Source organism: Ulvibacter litoralis (assembly GCF_900102055.1).
In the GTDB taxonomy this organism is placed as follows: Bacteria; Bacteroidota; Bacteroidia; order Flavobacteriales; family Flavobacteriaceae; genus Ulvibacter; species Ulvibacter litoralis.
Genome location: NZ_FNBA01000004.1, coordinates 42005 through 62588, shown reverse-complemented (window position 1 = coordinate 62588; position 20584 = coordinate 42005). Strand labels below are relative to the sequence as shown.

Genomic DNA, 20584 nt, shown 5'->3' with positions numbered 1-20584 from the left:
ATAAAAACATTATGGCTTTACTTACAAAAACAACGGTTATGATTGCTGGCGAAGATTATTCTTCTTTTAGAAGACTTAATCTTGAGCAAGAAATTGATGCACATCATACATTAGAAATTGTTTATCGAATGGATGTCTTCGATAAAGATGATTCAGAAATAGGCGCCAAAAGTAAAAATGTTCTAGGTCAGACAATCACTATTAAAGTGGAATCTCTTTACGACGAAAATAATAGCTTCGAATTTAAAGGAGTTATTGCTGAAGTTAAAATAAGCAAAGGAGATAACACTGAGGCTGGAAATGAAGTCATACTCATCGCTAAAAGCCCAACCATACGAACAGATGATGGCCCACATTTCAACTCATTTGAAGAAGAAAGTCTTACCGATATTGTTTCTGATGCCTTAAACGCATACAACATTGATAATACGATAAGCCCTAGATTTTCTGGCACTTTAGAATATTGTGTACAGCACAACGAAAGCTGTTTTCAATTTGTAAGCAGATTAGCAGCGCAATATGGGGAATGGTTTTACTACAACGGTGAAAGATTAATTTTTGGAGCCCCTGAAACAGAAGAAACGGAACTCAAATACAATTCAGATTTAATTGAATATAAAATAAACCTCTTACCACAATCTCAAAATTTTAGTTATCATTCAAACGACTATAATTCTACTAAAGTACTTAAAGCCAAATCTAAGCCACATAACTCAGGAGGTGCTTTTTCTGGAGTTGTAACAAATGTATCTAAAGATTTATTCGGAATTCCAACAGAAGTATGGAACAATAACAACGTTACAGATGGTAAAGAAATACTTAAGGCAAAAGTAAAATCACAAAATGAAGCCAGTGCGATACGGCAAGTAAAATTAACAGGATCTAGTGATAACCCAAGTGTAAAACTCGGAAATATCGTAAAAATAGATGGTGAAGGATACCGTATAATTCAAGTAACGCACAAAACAAATAGAAACGGACAATACGAAAATCATTTTGAAGCGATTACTTCAGCTTCTGATGCGTATCCGAAAACAAATATTGAAGCGTTCCCATTTAGTGATAGCCAAATTGCTAAAGTGATAGAAAACGAAGATCCAGAGAAACTTGGTCGTATTAGAGTCGCTTTTCCTTGGCAAGAAGAAATGGGGCTAAAAACACCATGGCTGCGTATTGTATCGCCACATACAGGAGGAAACGAACAAGGTTTTCATTTTATTCCTGAAGTCGACGATGAAGTATTGGTAGATTTTGAAGGTGGTAACGCTGAAGTTCCCTATGTATTAGGAGGCTTATATAATTCAAAAAACAAACCACTTGGCGATTGGGCTTCTCCCGATAATGACATTAAAGCCATACAGACAAGAAGTGGTCACGTTATCGAATTTAGTGACAAAAAAGGAGATGAAACAATTACCATAAAAGACAAAAAAGGAAACTCAATTATATTAGACTCTAAAGAAGGATCTATAACAATAAACGCACCTGACAGCCTTACGCTAACCTCTAAAGACATTAATATTACTGCCTCGAACAACCTTAGTATTGATGTCAAAAATAAAATGGACATCAAAGCAATGGAGTACAAAAGCGAAGCAAAAACCAATCATTCAGTAAAAGCTGGTGTGAAGTTAGACATGAAAGCTGTTCAGTTTGGTGTTAAAGGAGACGCTAGTGCAAAAATAGAAGCTCCAATGGTCGATATTGATGGGAAAGCAATGACGAATATAAAAGGTGCTATCGTTAATCTGAATTAAGAATAAACAACTAGATTAAAAATGAGTAATGAGCACAATCCTATAGCCCAACTTATTGCACAACTACAACATAAGTGGAATAGTGATGTTACACCCTACCCTGAACTATCATTAGTACGGTGGCTAATTATCCCTGAACAAGCAAGACTTTACGAAGGGTTTTTAAAACTAGAATCAACGCCACACGGAAGTTTACCCGACATGGTTATAGTGTTGCTTACACAGTTTACTAACAAAAAACTTCACAGTCAACACCTTATCAATGACTGGATTGAAGCGTACAAAAAAGATGAAAAAACAGTAAAAGCCCTCTCTGAAGAACATTCAAACTTTACATGGGACGTAGATTCATTCGAAGCTAAAATCACAGACGATACTTCTAGTAATAACAAACTGCTCGTAGAAATGCTACAAACATTTCAAGAAGCACTGCCCGATAAAAATAGAGCCTTAACACTTGCTTTGTTCCCATACAGTGTGGAAAGTCCGAAAGAATACAGCAATTGGTTAGACAGCCTACTAAAACTTGGGTTGCCTACCAATGTGCGTTTTATGATTTTCGACTATTCCGACGAGCGTTATTTTGATCCGTTAGTAAAAACACACGAAGACCAAGCAAAATCGCTTTCTATCCCGTTAGATTTAAACGGAGCTATTTCAAAAATAACAAGTAGCGGCGACCCTAATAAACCCGATGTATTATTTAGACAATGCATGTTAAAAATGTCTAAGGCTGTTACCAACAATAGCCTTACAAACCTTAACAAATGGGGAAACAAAGCATTAGAAGCAACACAGCGTTCTGGAATTAAAAGTTTGTACGCTACCGCACATATTGTCTATGCCGGAATGCTTTTCAGCTTTAAAGAATTTGAACGCATTGACGATTTGCTTCAGAAAGGACTTGCAATTTCAAAACAAGGGCTTAAAATGGGAGACGATGCCTGCAAACCTGTATTAATTCAATTCTATGGGTTTCAAGCAAGTTCGAAACAACTTCAGAAGAAACAAGAAGACGCTGCAAACTTATTTTGTAAACAAGCCGATATTGCCTTAGAACACGGATTTGCACAACAACCGCTAACTGCTTGGTGGATGGCTTCCAGCGCTATTAAAAAGAAAGACAAGCAACAATACAAAGAGATTGTTACCAAAGCGTATCACTACGGAAACAAACAAGAGAAAGAAACGCTTCAATCGACCTGTATGAGCTTCATCGCTTCAGATTACTACACCCTTTTAGACAATGACAATCTAAAAGAAGAATGCATTAAAGTAGACGATTTTATGAAGGAGATAGATGGTGATAATTGGCGTGATGAAATTGAAACTAGAAAAAAAGAAATGGAAAAAAGAAAACTCTCATTATTTAACTGGTTTTAATTATGATGCCAGCAAATAAACATATGGACCCCGTAATGGGAATTGATATTCATATCACAATGATACCTTCTCCGGCAGGGCCCATACCAATACCTCTTCCCTATCCATTTGTTGGGATGATTTTTGACCCTATGGATTATGTTCCATTTATTGGGTCTACCATTAATGTAAGCAAAGTACCAAGGGGAAATAGTACCACATCTGGAATGCTAGGAACAATGGTTCACATTCCGATGGGAGGTCCATTACTAATGAATCCAACCATTGGTCACGATTCTGCAAACTTTTTTGGAAGTTCAAAAGTAGTTACCGAAGGTTCGTACATGAGTCCTTCTGGATACATGGTAATGTCCTGTAACGATATTGGAGTACCGCTAACAGCCTCTCCTGGTAAAAAAATGAAACCAAAGCTAGGAATGTATTTACCTTCCTCTGCTACCATTCCAATTCCGAGTGGTCCTCCTGTTATGGTTGGAGGTCCTTATACACCCGATTTTGGCGCTATGCTAATGGGATTGGCAATGTCCTTCGGGATGGGCTCTCTTATGAAAGCCGCTGGAAAAGGATTAAAAAAATTAAATCACGCCGTCCTTAAAAAATTTCCTGGAACTCAAGGACTCAGCAAAAAACTCTGTAAACTTGGATTCGAGCCTATCGACTTAGTAACAGGGAGAATGATTTATGAAGGAGAAGATTTTTCAATTCCTGGAATTATCCCTGTAGAATGGGGCCGAAATTGGTATTCAGATTCTGAATATCGCGGTATCTTAGGGTATGGAATGCACAGTAATTACGACATTGTATTACACATTGAAAATAAAGACCAAGCCATTGTGATGCGTTTGGCAGACGGACGCGTTACAGATTTCCCTTTGCTTATTGCAGAAGGTGATAGTTTCTACGATCGTACAGAAAAACTAACCCTTACCTGCATAGACGGAAATACATATACCGTAAAAGAACATGAAACCGACCGTATAAATACCTTTACAAAAGTTTCTAATACGCTTTTAAAACTTACGTCCATAAGTAATGTGGACGATTTTAAAATCCAATTTCATTACAACGGTGCTCATAATTTAGTAGAAATTATAGATACCGCAGGACGTAAAATAGACATCACTAACGATAGCGAAGGCCGAATCGTAAAAGCAGTAGCACTCCACGAAGGAGAACAACGCTTGCTGGTTGAATATGCGTATAACGAAGAAGGCGACTTAATAGGCATTACAGATGCACTAGGCCAAACCACCAAAATGGAATACAAAAACCATTTAATGGTGAAAAAGACCGATCGTAACGGACAAGCGTTTTATTGGGAATACGACGGTAAAACAACAGGCGCTAAGTGTATAAAAACATGGGGAGATGGCGGCATATTATCTGGTACGCTTCACTACGGAAAGGGACAAAACCTAACCATAAATTCGTTAGGAGAAGAAACCATCTATTATTACGATAGCAACAACCTTTGTACGCAAGTAACAAATCCTGAAGGCGGCCATATTTTTCATGAATATACCGAGTTTATGGAACCCTATCGCGACATTGACGAAGAAGGAAACATTACTGGATATACGTACGACCAACGAGGAAATTTAGTTGGAATTCACCATCCCGATGGTACCGTTACTTCTTTTGTTTACAATGAGAATGACAAACTAATACTTACCAAAACACCTGCAGGAACTTCAATGACCAAGGTGTATGAAGATGACAAAGTTTTTGCAACGATAAACCCTGACGGAGCCGTTACTTCTTTTATCTATGGTAAAAATGGCTTGCTCAAAAAAATTAGAGACAACGAAGGGAAATTTACCGAACTAAAATACGATTCCGATTATAATGTCTCTAAAATGATATTTCCAAATGGAGGCGTTTCAAAATGGAATTACAATATCTGGGGCGAATGCATTCAAACCACCAATCCAGCAAAACACAAACAACAATTTAGTTATGATGTGTTAGGTAGAGTAAAGAAAATTAAACTCACCGACGATAACATTATCAACCTAAAATACAACGCCTACGACGAAGTGATTGAAACCATCGACTCGAAACGCCATAAAATTAATTTTGAATACACGCCCCTTGGAAGCTTGAAACTTCGGGAAGAAAGCGGAAGCAAAGTGCAATTTAAATACAATACTGAGGAACAACTTCTCGCCATTATAAACGAACATAAAGAGTACTATCGCTTCGGAAGAAATAAAAATGGAGAGATTATAAACGAAACTGGTTTTGACGGCCTAAGACGCGAATACCAACGGGATCGCGCAGGAAAAGTGTTGAAGGTAGTACGTCCTGAAAATCGTTTTTCTGAATTTGAATACGATTTAAACGGTCGCATCACACGTACCGAACACAGTGACGGTACTTGGGAAACCTTCAGTTATAACGATGACGGACTTCTTATTGAAGCCGTGAACCAAAATAGTACCGTACAAATTACGAGAGATGAATCTGGGAAAGTAGTTTCCGAAGTACAAGACGGTCATCTAGTAGAAAGTACCTACGACAACGCTGGAAATAGAATTGGTATTTCAAGTAGTCTAGGTGCCGATATTACACTAAAGCGAAATGAGTTTGGTCTTATAGAGCAAGTAGATGCCATGGCCGAAGGACACGATACTGCATGGACTTCAAAAATGTCGTACAACAGTATCGGACAAGAAATTGAGCGTGTGTTACCAGGTGGAATCACCAATAAAATGGCGTACGATAAAGCGGGGCGCCCAATACAGCACACTGTTTCTAGAACCAACAAGGAGCTAAGACATAGAACTTATGCGTGGAATATAAGCGACCAGCTACACAAAATGGTGAATGAGCTTACAAGCGGTGTTGTTAGCTATACGTACGATTCCTTCGGAAGTTTAGCCAGTGCACGCTACGAAGACAAGCAATTTGACTACAAGCTTCCAGACGAAGTTGGAAATATATACCGAACCAAAGAAAAGAGCGACCGTAAATATGGCGCGGGAGGAAAACTTCTAGAAGCCAGCGGTAACAAATACAAATACGACCAAGAAGGGAATTTAATTTTAAAAAGCACCCTTAACGGAAACTGGGAATACAAATGGCAAGGCAACGGAATGTTACAATCGGTCGTAAAACCAGATGGCGACACCTTAACTTTTGAATACGATGCCTTAGGAAGAAGAACCGCAAAAATTCTTGTTCCGAGAATGAACCATAAAGATCGTATTATTACACGATGGGTTTGGAACGGTAACGTGCCACTTCACGAATGGAAATACAAACTTGAAGACAGGCCGCAATGGATGGTGAACGAGTTTGGTGATCTAACACAAGACAAAGAAGAACCGTTAGGACTCCCAAAACAACCAATTTTAGAAGCGCTTAAGACTTCGGAAACATCTGAGGAAACAGTAAAAGTTGAAGAAAACGTTGGTTTTATTACTTGGATTTTTGAAGAAGGAACCTTTAAGCCTGCTGCAAAAATTGTAGATGGTGAACAATTTTCTATTATTACGGATTACCTGGGAACCCCCGTAGAAATGTACAACTCGGGAGGTCAAAAAACCTGGGAAGTCGAGTATGATATCTACGGAAAAGTACGTAAACTTGTTACAGGTTCATTGAACGATTGCCCGTTTAGATACCAAGGTCAGTTTGAGGATGTTGAGACTGGATTGTATTATAATAGGTATCGATATTATAATGCAGATGAGGGTGCATACATTAGTCAGGATCCTATAGGACTAGATGGTGGTATGCCGAATATGTATAGCTATGTAAGTGATAGTAATACATTTGTTGACTTATTTGGGATGATGCCGACATGGATGCCTACTAAGCAAGGATATCAACGTCATCATATGATACCGAAAAGTCTTCAAAATCACCCTGCTTTTAAAGCATCTGGAATGAATATTGACGGAGCTAGTAATATGAAATATTTACCCGTAGCTGAAGGAATAGACTCAAATCCTAATAAGTCATTACATAAAGGGTGGAATGAAACCCATTCAGAATATAATAAAAAAATGAAAGGGAATCTTGATGCTATAAATACTAGAGCGATGACTGAAAATTGGGATCAAAAAAGAATTCAAGATGAAATTTTAGATTTACAAAGAAAAACAAGAGCAGATTTAGATACAGGAAAAATAAAATGTGGATAGAATGTTTAAACTTAGTGTAGCACTTTTTAATGAATATCATTATTTAGAGTTTGTTAATCAACAAAATAATATTATTAATTTTTTCACCTTAAATAAAGGGAATGATACTTTTTTAAATTTTACAGAAATAATTTTTAAGGCTCAAAAAGGTTTTAATTTAAAAAACATAAGATCTTTTGATTATTTAGAAGGCTTTATGGATATTCATGTTTTTTCTGAAAGATTTAAAAATTCTTTGGAAACAATATTAAAGGATGAAATAATATTCTATCCATGTAAAGTTCTTTGTGAAGAAGAAAAAATAACATTTTACATAGCAAAATTTATTAAATACATGGATATTATTGACGAAGAAGCTTCTGAATATTCAACTTTCTCAGATGGAGTAAAAAAACTAGAGAAACCCGTTTTTAAAGGAGGGATCGATTTTGATTATGCAGTAAGAGATTCAAAAGAACTTATTATATCGGTTGTTTCAAATAAATTTGTTGAACTTTCAAAAAAGAATAATTTTAAGATATCTTTTGATGAATTAAAAGTCTCTGTTTAATTCTACTTAATACATTTTGTCTTTAATTAATTTAATTCAAAACCTAACAACTAAAAAAGTTGTGGGGTTTTGTTTAAAGACCACTCCCCTTTCCAATATCTATATACGTAATACTATAATATTTACGGAAAAGTACGTAAACTTGTTACAGGTTCATTGAACGATTGCCCATTTAGATACCAAGGTCATTTTGAGGATGTTGAAACAGGATTATATTATAATAGGTATCGATATTATAATGCAGATGAAGGAAATTATATAAATCAAGATCCATTAAGACTTTTGGGAGGTGCTAATTTCTATCAATATGTAAATAATTCTAATTTTTTTATCGATCCTTTTGGATTAGCTGGAATGCCTAAGAATGGCTGGAATTATGGAAATATGCCAAAAATAGAAGGCATGGAGAATCATCATGTTATACCCAAATCAAATATTAATCATCCAGCAATTAAAGCTGCAGGGTTTGATGTTAACAAGCCAAGTAACTTAATTTATTTACCTAAAGAACATGGTGGCTATGGAGATAGAAGTGCTCATAAAGGATATAGTGGAGATCATGCTAAATATAACAAAGCAATGAAAGCTGAACTTAATGAAATTGATAAACTTGGAAAAGCAAAAAATTGGGATAAGAAGCAATATCAAGATGCAATCGAGGCATTAAGAGGAGATACAAGGCAAGGATTAAGAAAAGGAGAAATAAAATGTCGTTAAATTTATGAAAAACAATAGATACTTTGAGTTATACGAAAAATACAAACGTGATGTTAATTTTGTATTTGATGAGGAATCAAATGGACTAACGGGAGTAGATTTAAGGGAAGGCAAAATTTATAATTTTGAAGAACCTGTTAGGTATACTGTAGATAAACTTGACTCCTATATAGATAGTTATGATATTTTACCTACTATAGGAGGTATTCTTGTAAGTGAGAAACTTAAAAAACAATTCAATGATTTAAGTAATAAGGATCTCAGTTTTTTTCCTTCAATTATTTATGATGAAAAAGGAAACTCTAATAATAATTTTTATTTTGTCTCTATCCTAAATATAGTTTCTTGTATGGATATTGAGAAGTCTGTTATTGAAAAAACAAGATATGGAACAACTAAGATTAAAAAATTAATATTTAAGCCTAATTGTTTAGGTGAACACTTAATCGTTAGAATGAAAGAACATGATTCTTATATAATCGTTTCAGAAGAATTTAAAAAACGTTGTGAGGATTCTAAATTAAAGGGCGTTGAATTTATAGAAGAAGGAGATAGTATATATACAAATATATAAAGCATAGCTCGTTTCATTTTCTTAAAATATTATTCAAAAAAGTATGTTGCGACTTGAATAAGATATTTATAGAAAAATCCATAAACAAATTACTGAAAGTTATTAACTTTTAGTAATTGAATCTGATTAGCAGCCATAAATAATATTGAAAGAGGTAAAGAAAGTTCTATCGATTTTAAAAAAAAAATTCTGATTCTGAATATCAAAAATCAGAAAAATTAAATTCCACAACTAAAAAAGTTGTGGGATTTTTGTTTAAAGACCACTCCCCTTTCCAATATCTATATACGTAATACTATAATATCTACGGAAAAGTACGTAAACTTGTTACAGGTTCATTGAACGATTGCCCATTTAGATATCAAGGTCATTTTGAAGATGTTGAGACTGGATTGTATTATAATAGGTTTAGATATTATAGTGCTGAAGAAGGTGCATACATAAGTCAGGATCCTATAGGGTTAGATAGTGGAGAATATAATCTCTATTCATATGTTCAAAATTCTAATGCTCTTTTTGATCCATTAGGACTAGAAAGATATCATCGAAAAAATGGACAATTTGGCAAAAAAAGAGGACGCCCAAGAAACCCAAGTGTTCATGGTAATTCAAAAACATCAACAAAACCTGCCGTTTTATATGCAATGTATGATGGGGAAGGAAATTTCCAAAAGTATGGTATCACCCAAGAAGTCGATAATCCTAGAAAGAGGTATGGTAATACTATTCCCGCAGAATACGAAGTCATAGAAATTGATAGAGGCAAGCGCTCCGATATGCTCAAGAAAGAAAGACATCTAACAGAAAGAGGAGGAGGCCCGCTCAATAAGGAAAAATGGGCTAACACTAAATGTAAATAATGGAAGTAACACTAACCTCACAAATTGGAGGTCTAGATGCTGGAGAGGTATTTCGCCCAATTAATATTCAGCTTCGTAGATCACTAAAGCTAATTACAGATAATTACTCTGAGATTATTGACCATTTCAAACTTCAAATGAGAGTGAGTGGATCAGTTACAGTATATAAAGAAGATACTGGTGTTCACTATCTTAGGGTTATGAAAAAATTGAAGTATATTTCAGGTGAAATTATTTTAGGTAAAGAGGTTTGGGAAAACAAAACAAATACTGAAATTGTAATATCGGTATCTGAATATGTAGTTCTTCTTTTCGAAAATTTAATAGCCAAACTTAAACAACAGCAAATTGATATAGATGGGGTGAGGTTGCTTGATGATGTTAATAATATTGTGATAAAAGACTTTATGAAAAAACTCCTTTAAACTGAGTTTGAGTCCCCCTCTCATGAGTCATATCACATAATCTGGTGCGCTTTTACAAAGAGTGCCTAATTTTATTTACACTCTATTATTACCAACTACTTAGGAACCCATTTTAGAAGCGCTTAAGACTTCGGAAACATCCGAGGAAACAGTAAAAGTTGAAGAAAACGTTGGTTTTATTACTTGGATTTTTGAAGAAGGAACCTTTAAGCCTGCTGCAAAAATTGTAGATGGTGAACAATTTTCTATCATAACCGATTACCTAGGACCCCCCGTAGAAATGTACAATTCGGGAGGTCAAAAAACCTGGGAAGTCGAGTATGATATCTACGGAAAAGTACGTAAACTTGTTACAGGTTCATTGAATGATTGCCCATTTAGATACCAAGGTCAGTTTGAAGATGTTGAAACAGGACTGTATTATAATAGGTTTAGATATTATAATGCTGATGAAGGAATTTACATTTGCCAAGATCCTATTGGACTGGCTGGTGGAATGCCGAATATGTACAGTTATGTATTGAATAACAATATACAATTTGACCCATTCGGTTTAGAGTGTTGGGGAACTGCACGAAAAAAGTTTTGGAAAAATGAAGCTGCAAATAACTCTGGTGGGTACTCTCCTAATAATTTAAAAAGAATGAAAGAAGGGAAAGCTCCTAAAATGACTGTTGAAGTTACAAACAGAAAAACAGGGGTAACCACAACAAGAGATTATTCAATGGAATTACATCACAAAGATATACCACAAAGAGTTGGAGGTGATGGTGTTCACGATTCATCTAATCTAGATGCTCTTACTCCTTGGGAACATGAGGCTGTTGATGAATTTAGACATGTTGGTTCAGACTTAGATGAGGTAATAAAAGGAGTAGATACATGGTAATCATTAAAATTAAATAATGCAAGAATCAATAAAAGTTATAGAATCAGATGTTTATACTAACTATATAAATTTCATAGAAAATAAAGTAGTATTAAAAATTTTAGATAAATATAGAGAGAATGCAGCCATTCGTGATTCAGACAAAATGAATAAAGCGAATGTTTCAGCCTCTAGTATTATTGATATATTAACAAATGATAAAGATAAATTTACAGCATATGTTTTTTCTAAAATAAAGAAATATGAAAATGTAAAGTTCAAAGAAGACTATCCAGAAGGGGAAGAACCAGAAGAAGAGGATAATAATGAACAAATATTAGGGTATGCAAAAGGTTTTATACTTTTATATGCAATAGAATATTATGTCTTAAAACACAACCCAGATTCATTAGAAGCATATATAAAAGAATGCAAAATCCCGCAAGCAAGTAAGTACACTAAAGAATTAAAACAGATATATAGAAAGTTATAATACTAAACTATTATAGCTGCGGTTTTTTTCATTGAGATTACTTCTCTTTCCCACATACATATACCTAATTACATAATACTTACAGAGAAATATGTAAACTAACCACAGATTCATTGAACGATTGCCCGTTTAGATACCAAGGTTGCTTTTAACGATGATGAATTTGCAGAAGTATTATTGGCTATTGCAAAAAAATACAATTCAAACACTAAAATAAATATCTTTATAATATCATCATTAGGAAATATGATGGAAAGATATAAATTGAAAGAAACTAAGAGTATTTATGAATACTTTTTATCTAAAATATATGAAAAAGGGGTTTCAGTGTATGCTTCTCTATTTTTTACTGAGCTGAAAAATTTCATCAATTATCAAAATAAATGGGACTATATAATGTCAGTTAAAGACATGAAACCATCTAAAATAGCAGAATCATCATTTGAAACTATTATACAAAGTAAAAAAAATGAAATTCCAGAAGAGTATAAAGTTACTGTTATTAATCATTATTTAAAAAAATCAGAAAATTCAAATAGCGAAAGTGGTAAAAGTTATTATCTAGATTTAGCTAATGAGTTTAAGTAATACAGATTCTATTTGTTTTTGCTGAATACCTAGTAAAACAAAACCCCACAACTAAAAAAGTTGTGGGGTTTTGTTTAAACACCACTCCCCTTTCCAATATCTATATACGTAATACTATAATATTTACGGAAAAGTACGTAAACTTGTTACAGGTTCATTGAACGATTGATTTCAAAAAAATGCTTTAAAATGTAGCTTTTTTTGTACCTTCATTCTACGTATTCAACTTCCCTAACGTATCCAAACAAAATCTTTTATCATTTATGAAATTACACATGTACCTTTTAATGCTTCTTGCCATTTTCAATCTATCACAACTAAACGCGCAAGAAACAACAGAACCCGAATACGTCGAAACTGAAGCAACTATTACAGATTTAGATTACAAAGTTAGAGGAAGAAGCTCAACAATGATGGCTGCTGTAACCTTTGTCGATCTAAAAGGAGATACCATTGCAACCAAAGCGCGAATACTTCACATACCACTAATAGGCTCCCTTAAGAGTGTCGGCGACCAAATTGATATTGTATACCAAAAGGACAACCCATACCTTATTAAAAGTGCGGGAGACTCCTTTCTACAAACCTATGGTCTATACCTATTAATCGCCGCAGGAATTATAATTTCAGGATATCGTTTTTTCAAATACAGAAAAAATTCATAATTAAAACTTAGTCTAATGGGTTATACCCTATGGTTCCTCATAAGGCTAGAAAAGCCTAAGGACTCTAAAACTGCATTTTATCGAATAAATCCCAAGTTAATCCATTCTATCTCAGAAAAATGCTTTAATCCTTGATTGTTTTAATTGTGTTCTTTAATTTTACTTCATACATATTTTTATATACATATATATCTTATTATTAACTAATTAAAATTTATTTATTATGTCTTTTAAAGCAAAATTAAAAGTAGCAGGAAACGAGTACAACGTATTAAGTTGTTCTTATGAATTGCACCAAGAAACGGATGCAACAGGAAGACCTTCATCTATCACTAGAGGAGGAAAAATTAGATTAACAGTAGAATCTACTGCAGACACAAGTTTGTCAGATTGGATGTTCAACAACTTTGAGCGTAGAGATGGATCTATCGTATTCTTAAAAAGAGATACGGAAGCAACTTCTAAAGAATTAAAGTTTACTGAAGGTTACATGGTAAAATATCATGAAGGCTTCGATTCTACAGGAAAAAACCCAATGTCAGAGTCTTTTGTTATTTCAGCAAAAACAATCGGTATTGGAAATGGAGAACACGTGAACGACTGGGTATAACCAATCATTCCAATTATAATTTGATAAGGGAACGTATAATACGTTCCCTTATTTTTTTTGAAAAATAGTTAAATCAGTAGCTAAGTCAAAATCTTTTCTTGGGCGTTCGAGCGGGCTATTCATTCCAATTCCGTTTTTTACTGAAATGTAAAAATCCGGGATTTCCATTGCTATCCCTAACGCAGTAATATAATACTTACAAGAGTTACACAGAACAGGTTCAAAACAAACTGCTAAAACACTCTTTTACAAAAAAGGGTATAATAAAAAAAGACAGCTATTTAAGCTGTCTTTTTTTTATAAGATTTAAATAATGACCTATTGTTGTTCGTATTCCGAATCCCAATCAGTACCATCATCTCCTTTTTGTCCATCCATCTTAATCATAAAGTTTTTAGCTGGAAAATAAGGTTTCATGTGTATATCTAAATGAACTCTATCCTTTTGGTTTGGATCTTGCTCAAATCTTTTAATAGAGAAATCTTCAATTAACTTGTCGGGTCCTGTAATTCCGTCAAGGAATTTTACAATTTGTCCCATCAACTCCTTACGCGTTCTAGCATTAAAGTTTTCAAAAGCTCGTCGGTTTAAGAAATCCATCAATACTTTCGTTACGTAATCAAAAACACGAACTACAGAATAGGTTTGTAACCCTAAGTTATCTCCATTAAACAATGTTTTAGCAGAGAAAGCCATTACTTTACCATATTCATTTACCATAGGAACTAATCCCAATTTTTCAAGCTGTGCAATGTCACTTTTCTTCAAGTCGAAACGAACACCGTCCACTTCATTCATACCACCAAACTTTTTACCAGCAGTTACTTGCGACATTAATGTGCTGTAAATTTTACCTGCTAAAGCACCCGATGGCGGAACGTATAAATCTTCATCCTCTCCTACTTCATCATGTTTCCCTCTACCTACAAGCCAGTTACAAGACATCATTACATTAGATCTGTATTTGTCTCCACCCGTTAAGTTGGCTGCTTCAAACATTTCCATCACATCATCCGGCTCGTCTAAATGTTCGAAATCGGTAACAAGCATTACTTTATTATCGTGCGCAATTTTAGCCCACTTTTCAACTACTTTATTAGACCCTAAGTATCCAGGAATTACTAATAACCCGTAATTATCTCTTAAGTCCAAACGGTCAAAAGCACCGTTTAATTCTTCAGCAATAGCATCAATAAAACGCGTGTTATCTAGATCTTTCATTTGATCCAGCTCAGCGTTTACGATAGATATATTTTTAATTTTATCAGACTCAGCATTTTTGTAAAACAAAGCAACAGAACGATACGAACGCTCTAAATCTCTAGTGGCTTCAATAGCTCTTCCAAGATTTTTTGTTAAAGACTGTTGTGCTAAATGAGCACTTTTCTCAGAACTTTCAACCATTTCAGAAATATCGTCAGAACCTGAAAGTGCGTTAGACCAAATTTCTAGTGTTTTTTTCAATGTTTCTCGATCCTCCTTCTTAGTCATTTCCGTTAAGAAAATCTTTTTCCTTGCTTTACGTTCTGGGTTCATATTTTGAACACCTTCAATACAAGCTTCAAGTAAATCGAAGCCTCCAAATTTTACAAGTTTATCACTACTTTCTTTTAAAAATTCAGCAGGATTTTCAACAGGAGAAAATTGTTGTTGGTTAGCGGCCATATCTTTTATTTGTTTTCTTCAATTTCAGTTAATAATGCACGAATAGAATCTAATAATGCTTGTTTAGCTTCAGGGTCAGCAATTGCTGTCTTTAAAATCTTATTGGTTTTAAGCTGCTTTACAACTTTAATATACTGATCTTTTTCAGTATCCAAATCTTTTAAATAACCACTTTGACGTGTAATTCCTTTTGCACCAAAATCTCCTAGGTTAGCAAAAGTTAATTTTTCTTTTTTCCCTACACCATCGTTGTCTTCAAACTCTACTTCTACCTCTGGCTTGTAATGTTCAAAAACTTCTTCAACAGTTTTTAATCCAGTTTCTACCACTGGCTTAATGGCTGGGTCGTTGGTTAATTTTTCTACTAAAAGTGTTCTATTCTGAGGTATTTCTGCAAAGGCCTCATTGGCGTCGGTTTTCACTTCCGTTCCACCAATTCCGTATGTATCGCTCATGGTTTACTTATTTATGTTAAATATATTATTTTTTTTTAATTTATAGATTGTAAAAACTAAGTAATATTCCATTTTAACTCGTTTTTCTCATCTAATTCCAGCTTAATATTTGTCCCTTTTGTAATTTTTCCAGAAATTATCATTTTAGACAAAGGCGATCGCAAGTCGCTTCTAATAACACCTCGCAACGGACGCGCTCCATATTTGGGCGTAAATCCCTTTTTAGCCAACATCGCCGTTGCCTCATCACTAATCTCTAAAGCAATTTCTTGTTTCTCTAAGGCCTTGTATAAGTCTTTCAGTTGTATTTTAAAGATCTTACCAATATTAGCTTCTATAATTGGTGAAAATGGTATTATCTCCGTAAGACGTCCTAAAAATTCAGGTCTAAAGTGATTCCCCATCATTTCTAGTAAGTCGCTTGATTTTGGAATAATCCCTTTTCCGAAGGAATCTACAATATGCTGACTCCCAATATTTGAAGTAAATAAAATGACTGCGTTAGAGAAATCACCTTCCTTCCCTAGCCTATCGTGTAATTTTCCTTCATCTAAAATCTGTAAAAAGATATCAAATACAGAAGGATGCGCTTTCTCAATTTCGTCAAAAAGTACTATTGAATACGGTTTTTGTCTAATTTTATTTACCAGTAATCCTCCTTCTTCATATCCAACATATCCTGGAGGTGCTCCGTATAATAATGCTGCCGAATGTTCTTCTTTAAACTCGGACATATCGAACCGAATAATCGATGTTTCATCTTGAAACAAAAATTCAGCAAGTGCTTTCGCTAATTCTGTTTTTCCTGTTCCTGTAGGCCCCGAAAAGAAAAAAGACCCAATAGGAAGCCCAGGCTTGCTTAAACCAGATCGTGATTCTAACACAGCTTCAGTCACCGTTTTCGCTGCGTGATCTTGTCCAATTACTCGTTTTATTAATTGCTCTTCCATATTCAGCAAACGTTCTTTCTCATCGGCTTGTAATTTACCTGTCGGAATTCCCGTTTTATTTGCTATAGTAGAGGCGATATCGTGTTTCGTGATGCTTTTCTTTTCCTTTTCAGCAATGGTTTTTAAGTTATTCAACACGCTATTTAACGCTGTAAACCCTTCTTCTGGAGTGGTTATGTTCTCAAAATGGTCTTCTTCGCCCAGTTCCGTAAACAACAAATAGCTCAACTTATCTTGCATTTGGCGATACATCCAATCTTGTTCTGCTAAAATCTCATGGATTTCTAATTTTTCTTCCTCAAGCGCATCCAATCGTTCCTTCAACAAAGCGATTTCAGGCACCGATGTTTCTACCATAAATTTAGCGGCAGACATGGTTCTATCTATTAAATCGATTGCCGAATCTGGCAGACTTCGTTCTTTATTGTAGCGTTTTGCCAAACGAATTGCTTCAGAAATAGTTTCCGAATCAATTTCTAAATTATGATGTTCAGAATAATAGGAAATTGCATTTTTAATCATTCGATGTGCCTCATCTTCACTTGGTTCTAACAATCGAACGGTTTCAAATTGCCGAGCCAACCCTTCATCTACTTCAATGTGTTTTCTAAAGGCATCGTTGGTAGCAGTAGCGATAACTGTAAGCTCTCCCTTTACAAGTTCAGACTTTAAAATATTAACCAAGCCTTGATTTCCAGAGGTTTTATCGGTTAAATTTTTAAGCTCGTCAATTAATAAAATAGGTTTGTCAAATTGTTTAATTTCATTGAATACTTTTTGAAAACGATCTTCAATTTCACCTTTATAGCCAGCACCAGAAACGAGACTTATAAAGTCAAGTTCGAATACTCTAGCATCTTTTAAGTGCGACGGAATGTTTTCATTAATCGTAGCGTATGAGAGTCCGTTCATCATAACCGATTTACCAACACCAGGATCCCCGAGAATTAGAACGTTTGGTTTTGAACGACGTCCAAGGATTTCAGTAATCATTTTTATTTCTGAATCTCTCCCTGAAATATTTTCAATGGTAGCATTTTTTGCCTCTAGGGTTTTATCGACACAGTATTTTAAAAGTGTAGATCCTCCTGAAGCAGTATTATTTTTAGCTTTTCCACTTCCTTTTGCTCCTCCTCCAACTGAAGCAGCTGCAGAATCGCCTGTTCCTACAAAATCGATAATTTCGTTAGGAGTTAATGGAAATGTTTTTAATTGATCGTACGAAAACCCTACTCCTGGAGTACATAACGCTATTAGTAAGCAATGCACACTTACTTCGTCAATTCCTAATTTGAGTTTAATATTATCAGCCTCATAAAAAACGGCTTCTACAGAAGAGTCTCCTACTGGATTTTCTGGAACTTTTGTTGTTTTTGGCAATGTTTCCAAACGAACTTCTGCCCATTCTTCCACATAATAGGCATCTTGGCCCATAGATTCTATAAACTTAAGCATCCCAATCTCCTTGTGAAGTAATGCTTTTAATAAATGAGCTGCCGAATATTGCTCATGCGCATACTCTCTTGCAATTGCTTGTGCAATGTGTACTGCTTGTTTAAGAGTATCCGTTAATGTATAATCTATCATTTTTATATATTAGAAATTGATGAATGTCATTAAATCTATTGGGGAATAGATTATTAAAGTTACATAATTTACTTTGTAATACGGTATGCGCAAAAACTATTCGTTTAGGTGCTTAAAAAATGGTTAAAGAGACTAATCAAGGAGTGTAAATATGCTTTTAGAGTAGTAATAGAGTACCATCCCATAAAATAGTGTTTTCATTTATTCTACGATTATAGGCGGTATTAAATCGTTCATAATTGCAAAAATAACAAGCCCTGCTATGTTTTTAACCTTGGTTTTTTCTAATAAATTTTTTCGATGAACTTCAACCGTTCTCGGACTTATAAAAAGCTGTTCTGCAATTTCTTGTGTGGTACATTGTTTACAAATAAGCTCTAAAACTTCTCGTTCTCTCGGAGTTAAAAAGTTTTCGTCAAAAACAGATTTATCATCTTCACTTTTCGAAGTACTTGCTTCGTTTAAAATGTTCATGACATTGTTATCGTAATAAAATCCTTTATAATAAACTTGTTTTATAGTATGTAATACTTTTTCTGGGGAAGAATTTTTTACCAAATATGCGCTTGCACCAACACTAATCATATTCCGAATAAACGATTTTGTATTGTAGGTTGTTAAGGCTACAATACCCACTTCTGGATACTCGTGACTTATAATTTTGGTTGCTTCTACGCCATTTAATTCTGGCATTTTAATATCGGTAATAATAATATCTGGTAATAAAGTACAATCTTTTAAAAAGGTGATAAGTTGTTTTCCATCTGAAGCTTCATACATTATATTAATATTGACATCTCGTGATAGAATGTATGCCATCCCTACTCTGAAAAGCTCTTCATCGTCTGCTATAACAACATTAATTACCATTTGCTACTGAATTAATCTAGTTCTTATCTAAAGTGATTTTGGCGGAAACTCCATTACCTGGAGAACTTTCCATTTTAAGATTCGCATTTAAAATGGAAGCCCTGTTTTCAAGACCAATCATTCCTAAGCCTTTTGCATTTAGAGCATCACTATAATTGAAACCTTTTCCATCATCCTTATACTGTAAAGATACTATGTTTTCTGTACTTGAAAGAATTAGTGTGATTTTTGTCGCATTTGCGTATTTAATAGAGTTACTTAGCAATTCTTGTATCATTCGAAATAGATGCAATTCTTCATTTGGATTGAGCAACCCATCGATAGATTTAAGAGAGGTTTCCATGGTAAGGGTGCCAGACTCTCCTACTTCATCACTTAACTCTTCTAACGCAGCCTGTAAGCCAAACTTTTCTAATGTTGGAGGTAATAAATCGTGTGCTATCCTTCGGGAACTCTCTAAAACAGAAGTGGTTACTTTTAAAATACTTTGCCCAAATTTATTGGCATCGGCTGCTGTAATATTTCCTTCGGTTAAAAAATTTGCATTTAAAGAGACGATGTTCAATTTAGAACTAATGGCATCGTGTAAATCTTGTGCGATACGCCCTCGTTCTTCTTCTTGAATAATTAATGAAGATTTAATTATTTCTTTTTGATGATTGATTTGAGTGGTTGCTTTCTCCATTTCAGCATCAACAATCTTTTTTCTGGAAAAATAGAAGAATAAAACTATAGATAAACCCATTAACACTAAAACTCCAATAACAATTAGTATTAGAGTGATAACTTGATACTCATCAAGTAATAATTTATCCATTCAGATTCTTTTTTTTATAATAGTTTTTTCCCCATTCTAGTAAAATCAAAACTTGAAAAACAAAATAGAAAACTGCATTCAAATTACGCATAATACTGGAGACGCTTTTAAATTCATCTACAAAAACTAAATTACCTGCGGCAAAAATTAAAATACTAATTAGCATGTAAAAAAACACACCTATATTTACAATTAAAAATTCACCTTTAGCTGAAAGTAACCTGTAAAAATATAATAATGAGTAAATTACAATTATAATTTGAGCAATTGCAGAACCTAACGGATTGTATTTAGCACTTAATTCGGGATCATCAATATATTGAAAAATGAAAAATAATAAGGCAATTGATGTCATAAAATAAACCCACCGATATCCTAACAGCGTTTTATAAAAATAGGATAACATCAAAAATTGAAAAATAAAATAATATTTAAATAGAAAAAGGTTCGTCTCAAAATCTAAAAAATTTCTTACAAATCCCATTAAAAATTGAATAATTCCAATTCCTATTAAATATAGGGTAAAAATCTTATAGGCCTTACTATTTCTAGTAAAGCCTATAAGGTATAAAAAAGGATAAAACATTGACAGATAAACAATT

The 20584-nt window shown here is 34.1% G+C and carries 19 protein-coding genes; 13 read left to right on the top strand and 6 right to left on the bottom strand.

Annotated elements, in window-relative coordinates:
* Positions 1–11 precede the first annotated feature (11 nt).
* The 13 genes from BLQ00_RS12815 to tssD all read left to right on the top strand — a co-directional run bounded on the left by BLQ00_RS12815 (position 12) and on the right by tssD (position 13638).
* Positions 12–1757 (top strand): type VI secretion system Vgr family protein, encoded by a 1746-nt coding sequence (locus tag BLQ00_RS12815; protein ID WP_093144718.1) that lies wholly within the window; start codon positions 12–14, stop codon positions 1755–1757.
* A gap of 21 nt (positions 1758–1778) precedes the next feature.
* Positions 1779–3140 carry a hypothetical protein gene (locus BLQ00_RS12810; protein WP_093144717.1) on the top strand — a complete coding sequence of 454 codons (1362 nt, stop codon included), beginning with the start codon at positions 1779–1781 and terminating at the stop codon, positions 3138–3140.
* A gap of 23 nt (positions 3141–3163) precedes the next feature.
* Complete coding sequence (locus BLQ00_RS12805; protein ID WP_189342871.1) at positions 3164–7288, top strand: DUF6531 domain-containing protein; 4125 nt, start codon at positions 3164–3166, stop codon at positions 7286–7288.
* Position 7289: 1 nt separating this feature from the next.
* Positions 7290–7838, top strand: a complete 549-nt coding sequence (locus BLQ00_RS12800) for an imm11 family protein (RefSeq protein WP_093144715.1) — start codon at positions 7290–7292, stop codon at positions 7836–7838.
* A 120-nt stretch (positions 7839–7958) separates the two neighbouring features.
* Positions 7959–8555, top strand: a complete 597-nt coding sequence (locus BLQ00_RS12795) for an RHS repeat domain-containing protein (RefSeq protein ID WP_262891373.1) — start codon at positions 7959–7961, stop codon at positions 8553–8555.
* A gap of 4 nt (positions 8556–8559) precedes the next feature.
* Positions 8560–9129, top strand: coding sequence for an imm11 family protein (locus tag BLQ00_RS12790; RefSeq protein ID WP_093144713.1), 570 nt, complete (start codon positions 8560–8562; stop codon positions 9127–9129).
* 302 nt (positions 9130–9431) lie between these two features.
* Positions 9432–9989, top strand: coding sequence for an RHS repeat-associated core domain-containing protein (locus BLQ00_RS12785; RefSeq protein WP_093144712.1), 558 nt, complete (start codon positions 9432–9434; stop codon positions 9987–9989).
* On the top strand, positions 9989–10414 hold the full coding sequence (locus tag BLQ00_RS12780) for an Imm12 family immunity protein (RefSeq protein ID WP_093144711.1): 426 nt from the start codon (positions 9989–9991) through the stop codon (positions 10412–10414). The genes BLQ00_RS12785 and BLQ00_RS12780 overlap by 1 nt, the downstream gene beginning before the upstream one ends.
* 109 nt (positions 10415–10523) lie before the next feature.
* Positions 10524–11303, top strand: a complete 780-nt coding sequence (locus tag BLQ00_RS12775; protein WP_093144710.1) for an RHS repeat-associated core domain-containing protein — start codon at positions 10524–10526, stop codon at positions 11301–11303.
* Between the two features lie 16 nt (positions 11304–11319).
* Entirely contained in the window at positions 11320–11775 is a 456-nt protein-coding gene (locus BLQ00_RS12770; RefSeq protein WP_093144709.1) for a hypothetical protein, read from the top strand.
* Between the two features lie 177 nt (positions 11776–11952).
* Positions 11953–12363 carry a hypothetical protein gene (locus tag BLQ00_RS12765; protein ID WP_093144708.1) on the top strand — a complete coding sequence of 137 codons (411 nt, stop codon included), beginning with the start codon at positions 11953–11955 and terminating at the stop codon, positions 12361–12363.
* 263 nt (positions 12364–12626) lie between these two features.
* Entirely contained in the window at positions 12627–13028 is a 402-nt protein-coding gene (locus BLQ00_RS12760; protein WP_139149411.1) for a DUF3592 domain-containing protein, read from the top strand.
* 223 nt (positions 13029–13251) lie between these two features.
* Positions 13252–13638, top strand: a complete 387-nt coding sequence (tssD, locus tag BLQ00_RS12755; protein WP_093144706.1) for a type VI secretion system tube protein TssD — start codon at positions 13252–13254, stop codon at positions 13636–13638.
* 318 nt (positions 13639–13956) lie between these two features.
* Here the strand turns inward: tssD and BLQ00_RS12750 are convergent, their stop codons facing one another.
* The 6 genes from BLQ00_RS12750 to BLQ00_RS17715 all read right to left on the bottom strand — a co-directional run bounded on the left by BLQ00_RS12750 (position 13957) and on the right by BLQ00_RS17715 (position 20337).
* Positions 13957–15303 (bottom strand): DUF5458 family protein, encoded by a 1347-nt coding sequence (locus BLQ00_RS12750; RefSeq protein WP_093144705.1) that lies wholly within the window; start codon positions 15301–15303, stop codon positions 13957–13959.
* Between the two features lie 5 nt (positions 15304–15308).
* On the bottom strand, positions 15309–15758 hold the full coding sequence (locus BLQ00_RS12745; protein WP_093144704.1) for a hypothetical protein: 450 nt from the start codon (positions 15756–15758) through the stop codon (positions 15309–15311).
* Positions 15759–15814: 56 nt separating this feature from the next.
* Complete coding sequence (locus BLQ00_RS12740) at positions 15815–18295, bottom strand: ATP-dependent Clp protease ATP-binding subunit (protein WP_093144703.1); 2481 nt, start codon at positions 18293–18295, stop codon at positions 15815–15817.
* Between the two features lie 201 nt (positions 18296–18496).
* Entirely contained in the window at positions 18497–19165 is a 669-nt protein-coding gene (locus tag BLQ00_RS12735) for a response regulator transcription factor (protein ID WP_093144702.1), read from the bottom strand.
* Positions 19166–19181: 16 nt separating this feature from the next.
* Positions 19182–19982 (bottom strand): sensor histidine kinase, encoded by an 801-nt coding sequence (locus BLQ00_RS12730; protein WP_093144701.1) that lies wholly within the window; start codon positions 19980–19982, stop codon positions 19182–19184.
* Complete coding sequence (locus BLQ00_RS17715) at positions 19975–20337, bottom strand: hypothetical protein (protein ID WP_217629431.1); 363 nt, start codon at positions 20335–20337, stop codon at positions 19975–19977. Before BLQ00_RS17715 ends, BLQ00_RS12730 begins: the two co-directional genes overlap by 8 nt.
* Positions 20338–20584: the final 247 nt, after the last annotated feature.

Coding starts and splice junctions, on each gene's coding strand:
- BLQ00_RS12810 (WP_093144717.1), top strand. CDS start 1,779: ATGAGTAATGAGCACAATCCTATAGCCCAACTTATTGCACAACTACAA.
- BLQ00_RS12735 (WP_093144702.1), bottom strand. CDS start 19,165: ATGGTAATTAATGTTGTTATAGCAGACGATGAAGAGCTTTTCAGAGTA.
- BLQ00_RS12760 (WP_139149411.1), top strand. CDS start 12,627: ATGAAATTACACATGTACCTTTTAATGCTTCTTGCCATTTTCAATCTA.
- BLQ00_RS12815 (WP_093144718.1), top strand. CDS start 12: ATGGCTTTACTTACAAAAACAACGGTTATGATTGCTGGCGAAGATTAT.
- BLQ00_RS12790 (WP_093144713.1), top strand. CDS start 8,560: ATGAAAAACAATAGATACTTTGAGTTATACGAAAAATACAAACGTGAT.
- BLQ00_RS12770 (WP_093144709.1), top strand. CDS start 11,320: ATGCAAGAATCAATAAAAGTTATAGAATCAGATGTTTATACTAACTAT.
- BLQ00_RS12740 (WP_093144703.1), bottom strand. CDS start 18,295: ATGATAGATTATACATTAACGGATACTCTTAAACAAGCAGTACACATT.
- BLQ00_RS12750 (WP_093144705.1), bottom strand. CDS start 15,303: ATGGCCGCTAACCAACAACAATTTTCTCCTGTTGAAAATCCTGCTGAA.
- BLQ00_RS12805 (WP_189342871.1), top strand. CDS start 3,164: ATGGACCCCGTAATGGGAATTGATATTCATATCACAATGATACCTTCT.
- BLQ00_RS12800 (WP_093144715.1), top strand. CDS start 7,290: ATGTTTAAACTTAGTGTAGCACTTTTTAATGAATATCATTATTTAGAG.
- tssD (WP_093144706.1), top strand. CDS start 13,252: ATGTCTTTTAAAGCAAAATTAAAAGTAGCAGGAAACGAGTACAACGTA.
- BLQ00_RS17715 (WP_217629431.1), bottom strand. CDS start 20,337: ATGACATCAATTGCCTTATTATTTTTCATTTTTCAATATATTGATGAT.
- BLQ00_RS12745 (WP_093144704.1), bottom strand. CDS start 15,758: ATGAGCGATACATACGGAATTGGTGGAACGGAAGTGAAAACCGACGCC.
- BLQ00_RS12730 (WP_093144701.1), bottom strand. CDS start 19,982: ATGGATAAATTATTACTTGATGAGTATCAAGTTATCACTCTAATACTA.
- BLQ00_RS12780 (WP_093144711.1), top strand. CDS start 9,989: ATGGAAGTAACACTAACCTCACAAATTGGAGGTCTAGATGCTGGAGAG.